General features: G+C 72.4%; 5 protein-coding genes. All 5 read left to right on the plus strand.

Translation table 11 applies throughout. The features are described 5' to 3' along the window. Position 1 precedes the first annotated feature (1 nt). The 5 genes from BJY18_RS33265 (at position 2) to BJY18_RS33285 (ending at position 12,328) form a co-directional block, all read left to right on the plus strand. Positions 2-865: a 3-hydroxyacyl-CoA dehydrogenase family protein gene (locus tag BJY18_RS33265; protein ID WP_184783813.1), complete on the plus strand. Its 864-nt coding sequence runs from the start codon at positions 2-4 to the stop codon at positions 863-865. Next, positions 862-1,134, plus strand: a complete 273-nt coding sequence (locus BJY18_RS33270; RefSeq protein WP_184783814.1) for an acyl carrier protein — start codon at positions 862-864, stop codon at positions 1,132-1,134. The genes BJY18_RS33265 and BJY18_RS33270 overlap by 4 nt, the downstream gene beginning before the upstream one ends. Then, positions 1,127-2,227 (plus strand): acyl-CoA dehydrogenase family protein, encoded by a 1,101-nt coding sequence (locus tag BJY18_RS33275; protein ID WP_184783815.1) that lies wholly within the window; start codon positions 1,127-1,129, stop codon positions 2,225-2,227. The genes BJY18_RS33270 and BJY18_RS33275 overlap by 8 nt, the downstream gene beginning before the upstream one ends. A gap of 16 nt (positions 2,228-2,243) precedes the next feature. Continuing rightward, on the plus strand, positions 2,244-3,332 hold the full coding sequence (locus tag BJY18_RS33280) for an HAD-IIIC family phosphatase (RefSeq protein ID WP_184783816.1): 1,089 nt from the start codon (positions 2,244-2,246) through the stop codon (positions 3,330-3,332). Positions 3,333-3,421: 89 nt separating this feature from the next. After that, complete coding sequence (locus tag BJY18_RS33285; protein ID WP_376774745.1) at positions 3,422-12,328, plus strand: type I polyketide synthase; 8,907 nt, start codon at positions 3,422-3,424, stop codon at positions 12,326-12,328. Positions 12,329-12,347: the final 19 nt, after the last annotated feature.

A 12,347-nucleotide genomic window follows, 5' to 3' on the forward strand; every position in this document is an offset into this window, starting at 1 on the left:
GATGACCGACCACACCGAACACCGGCTCGCCGTGATCGGCGCCGGCGTGATGGGCACGAACATCACGGCACTCGCCACCGGGCACGGCGTGCCCGTGGTGCTGGTGGACGTGGACGACGAAAAGCTCGCGGCCGCGCGGCTGACCGTGCGGCAGAAGCTCAAGCACGCGCAGCTGATGGGCGTGCTGCCGGAGGGCCGCGGCCGCGGGGAGCTGGTCACCACGACCACGCTCGCCGACGTCGCCGAGGCGACGACCGTGATCGAGGCCGTCACCGAAGTCACCGAGGTCAAGAACAAGGTGCTGACCGAGGTCGGCGGCCTCGTCGCGCCCGGCACCCTGGTCATCTCCAACACCTCGTGCATCCCCGTGGACGAGATGGCGACCTGGGTCCCGCGCGGTGACGAGCTGGTCGGCGTGCACTTCATGAACCCCGCTTACCTGATCGAGATGGTCGAGGTCATCCGCGGCACCGGCACGAGCGACGCCACGATGGAGCGGGTCACCGCGCTGCTCTCGGTGCTGGGCCGCGAAGGGCTCGTCGTGAACGACGCGCCGGGCTTCGTGATCAACCGGCTGCTGCACCCGCTGATCAACCGCGCGGCGATGCTCGTGCAGGAGGGCGTGGCGTCCGCCGAGGTCGTCGACGGCCTGCTGGAGGGCTGCCTCGGGCACTCGACCGGCCCGCTGCGCACCGCCGACCTGATCGGTGTGGACAACCTCGCCGACTCGCTCGTGGTGCTGCACGAGCGGACCGGCGACCCCGAATGCGCCCCGTGCGACCTGATGCTCCAGCTGGTCCGCGACGGGCACCACGGCCGGAAGACCGGCCGCGGATTCTTCGACTACCGGAAGGCCGCCGAATGACCACCGCGAACCCCGCCGTCGACCCGAAGGCCGTCGAGGCGCAGCTGCTGGCGTTCCTCACCGAACGGATCAAGGCCCCGGTCGAGCCCGGCGACGACCTGTTCCGCGCCGGGCTGGTGTCTTCGATGTTCGCCATGCAGCTCGTGGTGCACCTCGAGGACACCTACGACATCGAGATCGTCGGCCCGGAGCTGACGCTGGACCACTTCCGCAGCGTCGACGCGATGACCGCGCTCGTGCTGCGGCTGAGCGGGAAGAACGATGGCTGAGCCGGTCTTCCCGGACGAGCTGGTCGGCGACGGCCCCGCCACCTGGGACGTCACCGGTGAACTGCCGCCGGATCTGCTGCGCAAGCTGGGTTCGATGGGCCTGCTGTGCGCGGAGGTGCCGGCGCGGTTCGGCGGGCTCGGCGTGTCCAGTGTGGACAACGGTGAGCTGACCGCGCACGTCGGGCGGTTGTGCAGTTCGTTGCGCAGCATCATGACCTCGCACGGGATCGCGGCGACGGCTGTGCGCCGGTTCGGCGATCGCGAGCAACGGCGCCACTACCTCGGGGAGCTGACCGGCGGCAAGCTCGCCGCGGTCGGGTTCAGCGAACCCGGCGCCGGCAGCGACCTGGCGGCGATGACCACACGCATCGAAGCGCAGGGCGAGGAAGTCGTGGTGACCGGCGAGAAACGCTGGGTCACCGCTTCGCGCTACGCCGACTACCTGCTCGTCCTCGGCCGCCACGGTGACGACGCGGCCGCGGTGATGGTCCCGGCCGACGCGCCCGGCGTGACGATCGAGCCGGTGCCGCAGCCGATGGGCTGCCGCGCGGCCGGCCACGCACGCCTGGTGTTCGACGGCGTGCGGCTGCCGGTGTCCACTGTGCTCGGTGGCGGCCGTCAGTCGTTGTCGCTGCTGTTCACCACGGCCCTGTCCTACGGCCGCATGTCCGTCGCGTGGGGCTGTGCCGGGATCGTACGCGCGTGCCTCGACGCCGCGGCCACCCAGGCCGCCACGCGCGAGCAGTCCGGGAAACCGCTGGGCGAACACCAGCTGGTCGCCGGGCACCTCGCCGATCTGTACGTCGCCGAGCAGACCGTCACGCAGGTCTGCCGGCATGCGAGCGAGCAGTGGGACGCCGGGTCGCCGGACCAGGCCGTCGCGGCGGTGCTCGCCAAACACGTCGCGGCCACCCAGGCCGCACAGGCGGCCGCGAAGGCGATGCAGGTGCTCGCCTCGTGGGGTGCCAACGACGGACACGTGGTCGCGCGCGCGTACCGCGACACGAAGCTGATGGAGATCATCGAGGGCAGCAACGAGATCTCCCGCCTGGTACTGGCGCGGCACGCGCTGGACCGGGTCGCCCACCCCTGAACCGGAGGAGAATCCCGTGGCGGACGAGCCGACCCTGGTCAAATGCCTGGTCTGGGACCTGGACAACACGCTGTGGCGCGGCACCCTGCTCGAGGATGGCGAGGTCGCGCTGTCCGACGAGATCCGCGCGCTGATCGCGGAGCTCGACTCGCGCGGCATCCTGCAGTCGGTGGCGAGCAAGAACGACCACGACCACGCCTGGGCGCGGTTGGAGGCACTCGGGGTCGCGGAGTACTTCGTGCTGCCGCGCATCGGCTGGGGCCCGAAGTCGGAGTCGGTGCGCGCGATCGCCGACGAGCTGAAGTTCGCGCCCAGGACCGTCGCGTTCGTCGACGACCAGCCCGCCGAACGCGCCGAGGTCACCTACCACCTGCCCGAGGTCCGCTGCTACGACGCGGCCGAGGTGCTGGAGCTGACCCAGCGTCCGGAGTTCAGCCCCGAGGTCGTCACCGTGGACGCGAAGCGGCGTCGCTCGATGTATCAGGCGGGGTTCCGGCGGGACGCCGCGCGCGAGTCGTTCGGCGGACCGGACGAGGACTTCCTGCGGTCGCTCGAGCTGGTCATGGAGATCAAGCGCGCGGACGAGACCGACCTGTCGCGCGTCGAGGAACTGACGTTGCGGACCAGCCAGATGAACGCGACCGGCGTGCACTACTCCGACGCCGACCTCCGCGCGTTGCTGGCGGACCCGGACCACGACGTGCTGACCGTGACACTGGCCGACAAGTTCGGCACGCACGGCGCGGTCGGCGTGCTGCTGCTCGGCTACCACGAACAGGTGTGGCACCTGAAGCTGCTCGCGACGTCGTGCCGTGTCGTGTCGTTCGGCGCGGGCGCCGCACTGCTCAACTGGCTCGTCGACTCCGCCGCACGCGCCGGCGTGCACCTGGCCGCGGACTTCCGGCGTACGGACCGCAACCGGATGATGGACATCGCCTACCGCTTCGCCGGGTTCACCGACGACGACTGCGCGTGCCTGGCCGGGCCCGGAAGCGGGGAGCGCGGGGACATCCAGTTCCGCCATCTCGCGGCCGACCGCCGACCGGCCCCGTCGACGATGACGCTGGCGGCGCCGGAACTGGGCCGTACTCCCGCGGGCGCGTGAGTGTCCAGCCGCCGATTTTCCGCAGCTGAACGGCTGCTTTACGGCGTCGGGGGCCCCTGGGAAACTCCGTTCTCGGTGCGCGGACGAAGGTGAGCGAGATGGGCAGCATGCAACCACTGGCGATCGTCGGGATGAGCTGCCGCTACCCCGGTGGTGTCGACGGCCCGGAGGACCTGTGGCGCGTGCTGGCCGAGGGCCGGCACGTCGGCGGCCCGTTCCCGGCCGACCGCGGCTGGGACCTCGCGGCACTGGACTCTATTGTGGACCGTGGTGGTTTCCTCGACCACGCCACGGAGTTCGACGCCGCGTTCTTCGGTATTTCCCCGCGCGAGGCGGCGGCGATGGACCCGCAGCAGCGGATCGCGCTGGAGACGGCGTGGGAAGTACTGGAGCACGCGGGGATCGACGCGGCCGGTCTGCGCGGCTCGGCCACCGGCGTGTTCGTCGGCGCCGAATCGCGGGACTACGGGCCACGGCTGCACGAGGCGCCGGAGAGCGTGGCGGGGCACCTGTTCACCGGCACCGCCGGGAGTGTCCTTTCCGGACGGATCGCCTACACGCTCGGACTTCGCGGACCGGCGCTGACCGTCGACACGTCGGCGTCCAGTTCGCTGGTCGCGCTGCACCTGGCCATGGCGTCGCTGCGGCGTGGTGAATGCGAGCTGGCGATCGCCGGCGGGGTGTCGGTGCTGGCGTCGCCGGGGAACTTCGCCGCGTTCACGAGCCTGCGCGGGCTCGCCGTGGACGGCCGGTGCAAGCCGTTCTCCGCCGACGCGGACGGCACCGCGTGGGCCGAAGGGGCCGGGATGCTGGCCGTGGAAACCCTTTCGCGGGCGCGCGAGCTGGGACACCCGGTGCTGGCCGTGCTTCGGGGGTCGGCGATGAACTCCGACGGCGCCAGCAGCGGGCTGACCGCGCCGGACGGGGCCGCGCAGCAGGCCGTGATCCGCGCCGCGCTGCGGGACGCCGAGCTGGCCGCTTCGGACATCGACGTGGTCGAGGCGCACGGCACCGGTACCCCACTCGGGGACCGGACCGAGGCGGGTTCGTTGCTGGCGGCCTATGGCGTGGGCCGGGACCGGCCGGTGTGGCTCGGTTCGGTGAAGTCGAACCTCGGGCACACACTCGCCGCCGCCGGTGTGGCCGCGGTGATCAAGATGGTGCTGGCGCTGCGGCACGAGACGGTGCCGCGGACGCTGCACGTCACCGATCCCATCGTCTCGGGCGCGGTTCGGCTGGCCATGGAAGCGGTCGCCTGGCCTGCCGGCGCGCAGCCGCGCCGTGCCGGCGTGTCGGGCTTCGGCATCGGCGGCACCAACGTGCACGTCGTGGTCGAAGAGGCCCCGAACATCAGTAACTCGGTGTCGCATCAACCCGTGCTGACGGAAGGCCCGGTGGCGTGGCCGTTCTCCGGCCGTGGCACCGCCGCGCTCGCCGCACAGGCCGAGCGGTTGCGTGCGGTGGAGGCGGACGCACGCGACACCGCGTGGTCGCTGGCCACGACGCGGGCGGTGTTCGAGGACCGCGCGGTGGTCGTGGGCGCGCTGGAGAGCGGACTGTCCGCGTTGACCGCGGGACTCCCCGCCGCGTCGCTGGTCACGGGCACCGCGACAGACGGCCCGGTCGCGTTCGTGTTCCCGGGCCAGGGAAGTCAGTGGCTCGGCATGAGCCGGGAGCTGGCACGCGTGTCTCCGGGGTTCGCTGCCCGGTTGGACGAGTGCGCGGCCGCGCTGGCACCTTACCTCGACCTGCACACGGTGCTCGACGGTGCGGAGGGTTTCGAAGCGGCCGACGTGGTGCAGCCCGCGCTGTGGGCGGTGATGGTCTCGCTGGCCGCGGTGTGGGAAGCCGCCGGAGTGCAGCCGGACGCCGTGGTCGGACACTCCCAAGGTGAGATCGCCGCCGCGGTCGTCGCGGGGGTGCTGTCGTTGGACGACGCCGCACGTGTCGTGGCGTTACGAAGCCGCGCGTTGACCGCGTTGGCCGGACGCGGCGGCATGCTGGCGATCGAAGCGGACGCCGACGTTGTTCGCAGATGGCTGCCGCCGGACGTTTCGGTCGCCGCAGTGAACGGTCCACTGTCCACAGTGGTCTCCGGTGTGCCGGAGGCGTTGCAGGACCTTGCCGACGCGCACTCCGAGGTACGTACGCGGACGATCCCCGTGGACTACGCGTCACACAGCCCGCAGGTGGGCGAACTGCGCGAGGAGATCCTGGCCGCGCTCGCGGGCATCACCCCGCGCGAGGCACGGATTCCGATGATCTCGTCACTGACCGGTGAACGGCTCGCCGGTCCGGAAGCCGACGCGGAGTACTGGTACACCGCGCTGCGCGAGCCGGTGGAGTTCGAGCGCGCGGTCCGCGTGCTCGCCGACGACGGCCACCGCGTGTTCATCGAGACCTCGCCGCACCCGGTGCTGACTGCCGCGGTCACGGCGACCATCGGCGACGGCGTGGTCACCGGAACGCTCCGTCGCGACGACGGCGGCGCCGAGCGGCTGCTGCTGTCCCTGGCCACCGCCCACGTCGGCGGCGCCACTGTCGACTGGCGTGCCGTGTTCCCGGCGGCTCGGCAGGTGAATCTGCCGACCTACCCGTTCCAACGGCAGCGCTACTGGCTCGACGAGACCGGCAACCCCGGGACGGCCGGGACCGCCGCGAGCACTGGGACCGCCGCGACCGCAGTAACCGCATCGACGGACTTGATCGCGGAAACCGTCGCGACCGCAGAAACCGCCGAGGCAGCGGCACCGGTCGGCACCACGGATCTGCTGGCCCTCGTCCGCGCGCACACCGCGGCCGTGCTCGGTCACCCCGACCCCGCGGCGTTGCCCGAGGGGCACACGTTCAAGCAGTTGGGCATCGACTCGGTCACCGCCGTCGAGCTGCGCACCCGGCTGGCTGCGGCGACCGGGCGCACGTTGCCCGCGGGCGTCGTGTTCGACCGCCCCACCCCGGCCGAGCTGGCCGGGTACCTGGGCGGGGCGGGGGAAGTCCGCACGCGGGTACGGGAGGTGTCCGGCGAGCCGATCGCGATCGTGGGCACGGCGTGTCGCCTGCCCGGCGGCGTGACCGGCATCGAGGACCTGTGGGACGTCGTCTCGGCCGGTCGCGATGTGGTCGGCGCGTACCCGGCTGACCGTGGCTGGGACCTCGGCACCCTCGACGGCACCGGCGGCGGTTTCGTCTCCGGCATCGCCGACTTCGACGCCGGCCTCTTCGGAATCTCCCCGCGTGAGGCGCTGGCCATGGATCCTCAGCAACGCGTGCTGCTGGAAGTCTCGTGGGAAGCGCTGGAGCGCGCCGGAATCGCCCCGGACTCCGTGCGAGGCGCGGAGGTCGGCGTGTTCGCGGGCGCGTTCACCTCCGGGTACGCCGGTGCCGACCGCAGCGGTCACCTGATGACCGGCCTGTCCTCGAGTGTCCTTTCCGGACGGATTTCCTACACCCTCGGCCTTGCCGGGCCCGCGATCACGGTCGACACGGCGTGCTCGTCGTCGCTGGTCGCGCTCCACCTGGCGGTGCAGGCGCTGCACGCGGGGGAGTGCGAGCTGGCGCTGGCGGGCGGCGTGACGTTGCACGCGACCCCGGAGTGGCTGACCTGGTTCACCGAACAGGGCGGCCTCGCGTCCGACGGCCGGTGCAAGGCGTTCTCCGACACCGCCGACGGCATGGGCATGGCCGAGGGCGCGGGGATGATCGCGCTGGAAAGGCTGTCCGACGCGCGCCGCCACGGTCACCAGGTCCTGGCCGTCATCCGCGGTACCGCCACCAACTCCGACGGCGCGTCCCACGGCCTGACTGCGCCGAACGGGCTCGCCCAGCAGCGCGTGATCCGCGCCGCGCTGGAGGTCGCCGGTCTCGCGCCCGCCGACGTCGACGTGGTCGAAGCCCACGGCACCGGCACCCGGCTGGGCGATCCGATCGAGGCAGAAGCGCTGATCGCCGCCTACGGACCGGGCCGCACGGACCCCGTCCTGCTCGGCACGGTGAAGTCGAACCTCGGCCACACCCAGGCGGCCGCCGGGGTGACGGGTGTGCTGAAGGTGATTTCGGCGCTGCGGCACGGCGTCGTGCCCCCGACGCTGCACGCCGGCGCGCCCACGACGCACGTCGACTGGACCGACGCCGTCCGTCTGGTCGTCGAGCCGACGCCGTGGCCGGACCACGGCCGCCCACGCCGGGCCGGTGTCTCGTCGTTCGGGATCAGCGGCACCAACGCCCACGTCATCCTGGAGCAGGCGCCGGTCGCCGAAGAACTCCCGGCGCCGCAGCCGGTTCCGGTTCCGGCCTGGCCGGTTTCCGCACACAGTCCCGCGGCACTGGACGCTCAGGTCGCACTCCTCGGCAACGTTGCGGCGCACCCGGTCGACGTCGGCTGGTCCCTGGCCGCCACACGGTCCACTTCGGACCACCGTGCCGTCCTCATCGGATCGTCACGGATCGACGGTGTGGCCGGGACCGCCGGGAAGACCGCGTTCCTCTTCAGTGGCCAAGGCGCCCAGCGAATCCGGATGGGCTTCGAACTGCACGGCGCGTACCCGGTGTTCGCGGAGATCTTCGATGCGGTCGTCGCCGAATTCGACGGACTGGCCGAAGCACTGGAAACCGATGCGATCCACGAGACGCGCTGGACGCAACCCGGACTCTTCGCCGTCGAAGTCGCCCTCGTGGCGCTGCTGAAGTCGTGGGGCGTCGAGCCGGACTATGTCGCGGGGCATTCGATCGGTGAGCTGGCCGCGGCGTACGTGGCCGGGGTGTGGTCACTGCACGACGCGTGCCGCCTGGTCGAAGCGCGTGGCCGGTTGATGCAGGCGTTGCCGCGTGGCGGTGCGATGGTTGCGGTGGCGGCTCGTGAGGACGATGTCGTGGCGGCTCTGGTGGACGGTGCTGCTATCGCGTCGGTCAATGGCGCGCGTTCGGTGGTGGTGTCCGGCGAGGAGGCCGCGGTATTGGCCACTGTGGACGCTTTGGGGGAGGTGCGGTCGAAGCGGCTGACTGTGTCGCATGCGTTCCACTCGCCGTTGATGGAGCCGATGCTGGCGGAGTTCCGTGAGGTCGCGTCGTCGCTCACCTTCCGTGAACCCCAGCTGCCGCTAGTGACCGGCCGCCCCGGTGACGTCCGCGAGCCGGACTACTGGGTGCGGCACGTCCGCGAGGCCGTGCGGTTCGCCGACGCCGTCGACGCGTTGCGTGAGCACGGCGTGCGCACCTTCGTCGAGGTCGGCCCCGACGCCGCGCTGACCCCGATGGCCGACCAGCGCGACGGCGAGGCGTGGCTGCCGCTCCTGCGTCGTGATCGCGAGGAACCGGTCACGGTCGTCACCGCGCTCGCCGGACTCCACGTGCGCGGCGGACACGTCGACTGGCGGGCGCTCCACCCCGGCGGCCGTCGCGTGGACCTGCCGACCACGTCGTTCCAGCGCACGCGCTACTGGCTGGCCGACGCGACCGGTCCGCTGCTCGGTGATGCCCTGGACGTCGCGGGCAGCGGCGAGCTGGTCTTCACCGGACGGCTTTCGCTCCAGTCGCATCCGTGGCTGGCCGATCACGTCGTCGCCGGCACCCCCATCGTTCCCGGGACCGCACTGGTCGAGATGGCCCTGCACGCCGGAGCGGAGGCCGGCTGCGCGCACCTGGCCGAGCTGCTCGTGGAGCAGCCGCTGGTCGTGCCGGACCACGGGCCGGTGCAGGTGCAGCTCACCCTGAGCGCTCCCGGCGACGGCCGGCGCACCCTGACGCTGCACTCACGCGGGGCAGGCGAGTGGATCCGGCACGCCACCGGCGAACTCACCGCGGACGAGAGGCCCGCCGCACCAGAGCTGACCGTATGGCCTCCGCGGGATGCGATCCCGGTCGAACTCGACGGCTTCTACCCCGCTCTCGCCGCGAACGGCCTCGAGTACGGCCCGACGTTCCAAGGCGTCCGCGCCGCGTGGCAGCGAGGTGACGAAATCTTCGCTGAGGTCGCCCTGCCGTCCGGCGTGTCAGGCGACTTTTCGGTGCATCCGGCGTTGTTCGACGCGGCGCTGCACACCCTGGTCGCCCTCCAGCCGCACGGCGGCACCCGCGTGCCGTTCGCGTGGTCGGACGTCACCGTGCACGCCGAGGGAGCCGCGGTCGCGCGCGTTCGCATCGCGCCTGCCGACGGTGACGCGGTCTCGGTGACGCTGGCCGACGAAACCGGTGCACCGATCGTCACGGCCGCGTCTCTCGTGTTGCGCCCGTTCGCGGGAGCGGAAAACGCCGTGGTGCGCGAAGCACTGTTCCGGCTGGACTGGGTGCCCGCCGGGAAAGACATCGCCGCCGCGGAGGGCTGGGCACTGCTGGGCCCCGACCTGGCGCTGCCCGGCGACGTCACGCGGTACGCCGACGTCGCCGCGCTCGCCGAAGCCGTGCGCGCGGGCACGCCGGTGCCGCCGGTGGCGGTGGTGCGATGCCCGACGCCGGAAACCCCGGTGGCGGGGGCGGTCGACGTACTCACGCTCGTGCAGTCCTGGCTCGCCGAGGAGACTTTGGCCCCGGCCCGGCTGCTCGTCGTGACCGAACGCGCGGTGGACGCCGGACCCGGCGCTCCCGTGCGTCCCGACGCGGCGCCCGCGTGGGGACTGCTGCGGGTCGCGGCCGCGGAAAACCCAGGACGGTTCGCGCTGTCCGATGTGGACAGTCTGGACCAGGGCGGGCTCCTGGTCGCCGGAGCGGCTTCGGACGAGCCCGAGTTCGCCGTCCGCGGCGGTGAACTGCGGGTGCCACGACTGGTGCGGGCGAAGCCCGGTCTGTCCATTCCGGACGATTCTTGGGAGCTGACTGCCGAGCGGATCGGCACGCTCGAATCCCTCGCGCTCACCCCGTCCGAGCGAGCGACGCGGCCCTTGGCGCCCGGCGAGGTCCGGGTCGGCGTGCGGGCCGCGGGCGTGAACTTCCGTGACGTGCTCACGGTCCTCGGCATGTACCCGGGCCCGGCCGGCCCGCTCGGCCTCGAAGCAGCCGGGACCGTGCTGGAGACGGCCGACGACCGCTTCCGGCCGGGCGACGCCGTGATGGGCATCTTCGCCGGCGCGTACTCCCCGGCCGCGGTCACCGACGCCCGGCTCCTGATCCCCGTGCCGGACGGCTGGTCCTGGGCCGAGGCGGCGTCCGCGCCCATCGCGTTCGCCACCGCCCACCACGGCCTGTTCGGCCTCGCCGGCCTGGCCGAAGGGGAGTCGGCGCTGGTCCACGCCGCCGCGGGCGGGGTCGGGCAGGCGGCGGTCCAGCTCGCCCGCCACCGCGGCGCGCACGTCTACGGCACCGCCAGCCCGGGTAAGTGGTCCGTCCTCACCGGACTCGCCGGCGTCGCTTCTTCGCGCACGCTCGACTTCGAGGACCGCTTCCGCGCGGCGACCGACGGCCGCGGCGTCGACGTGGTCCTCAACGCACTCGCCGGTGAGTTCGTCGACGCGTCGCTGCGGTTGCTCGCCCCTGGTGGCCGGTTCGTGGAGATGGGCAAAACCGACGTCCGCGACCTGCCCGGTACCGCCTACCACGCGTTCGACCTGCTGGAAACCGGCGTCGACGGGATGGGACCGATCCTGGCCGAGCTGAGTCCGCTGTTCGCCGACGGCACCCTCACGCCACTGCCGGTGACCTGTTGGGACGTGCGGCAGGCGGCGGAGGCGTTCCGGCACCTGAGCCAGGGCCGCAACATCGGCAAGGTCGCGCTCACCGTGCCCGCCCCGAAACGGCCGCGGAGCACGGTGCTGGTCACCGGCGCGTCCGGCGCGCTGGGCCGGCTCGTGGCGAACCACCTCGCCGGACCGGACCGGGACTTCGTGCTCGCTTCGCGTCGGGGAGCCGGTTCGCCGGGTTTGGCCACGACCGTCGCGCAGCTGGCCGGTTCGGGTGCGGGTGTGCGGGTCACGGCGTGCGATGTCGCCGACCGTGCCGCCCTCGGCGCGGTGCTCGCCGCGATCCCCGAGACGGCGCCGCTCAAAGCGGTCGTCCACACCGCGGGCGTGCTCGACGACGCGGCGGTGGGCGCGTTGACCCCGGAGCGGATCGCCGGCGTGCTGCGGCCCAAGGCCGACGGCGCACGGGTGCTCCACGAGCTGACCGAGCAGGCAGACCTCGACGCGTTCGTGCTCTTCTCCAGCGTCGCAGGGATCTGGGGCAACCCGGGCCAGGGCAACTACGCCGCCGCCAACGCCTACCTCGACGCGCTCGCCGCGCACCGCCGTGGCCGCGGGCTGCCGGCGACGGCACTGGCGTGGGGGCCGTGGCGGAGCGCGGACGGCATGGCCGGAGGGCTCACCGAGACCGACTGGCAACGCATGGCGCGCCAAGGACTTCGTCCGCTCAGCGACGCCGACGGGCTCGCGCTCCTCGATGCCGCTCTCGCCGGTGGTGAGCCGGCGCTGGTGCCCGCCAGGGTCGAAGTCGCCGACCAGGACGACCCGCGGCCGCTGCTGTCCACTCTGGTCCATCGCAAGGTGCGCAGGGCCGCGGCGGCACCGGCAGAAGTGGGCCTCGCCGATCGGATCGGCGCGCTGTCGCCCGAGGAACGTCACGACACGTTGCTGAAGATCGTGCGTGGGCAGGCGGCGCTCGTGCTCGGCCTGGCCGACGGGGACAGCGTCGACGTCGAAAAGCCTTTCCGGGAGCAGGGTTTCGACTCGCTCACCGCGGTCGAGTTGCGTAACCGGCTGCACGCCACCACCGCTGTCACGCTCTCGCCGACCGTCGTGTTCGACCATCCCGCGCCCGAAGCGCTCGCGCGGCACCTCGACCGTGAGCTGACCGGCACCGTGCCGGATCCGGTGCTCACCGCGTTCACCGACCTGGAGCGGGTCGAGAGCGGCGCGGACGCGCTCGACGACGTGGCCCGCGACCGGCTCGCCGGGCGCCTGCGCGAGCTGCTGGCGCGCCTCGCCCCCGCCACCGCCGTGGCCGCCGAACAGCTCGACACCGGCAGCGACGACGACATGTTCGCCTTCATCGACAGCCAGCTGGGGAGCTGACGAGTCCGAATCCCGGGAA

It is taken from the genome of Amycolatopsis jiangsuensis (assembly GCF_014204865.1).
Lineage (GTDB): Bacteria > Actinomycetota > Actinomycetes > Mycobacteriales > Pseudonocardiaceae > Amycolatopsis > Amycolatopsis jiangsuensis.

What these genes read in the sequence shown, in the direction of transcription:
- BJY18_RS33275 (WP_184783815.1), top strand. Translation starts at nt 1,127, where the DNA reads ATGGCTGAGCCGGTCTTCCCGGACGAGCTGGTCGGCGACGGCCCCGCC.
- BJY18_RS33270 (WP_184783814.1), top strand. Translation starts at nt 862, where the DNA reads ATGACCACCGCGAACCCCGCCGTCGACCCGAAGGCCGTCGAGGCGCAG.
- BJY18_RS33265 (WP_184783813.1), top strand. Translation starts at nt 2, where the DNA reads ATGACCGACCACACCGAACACCGGCTCGCCGTGATCGGCGCCGGCGTG.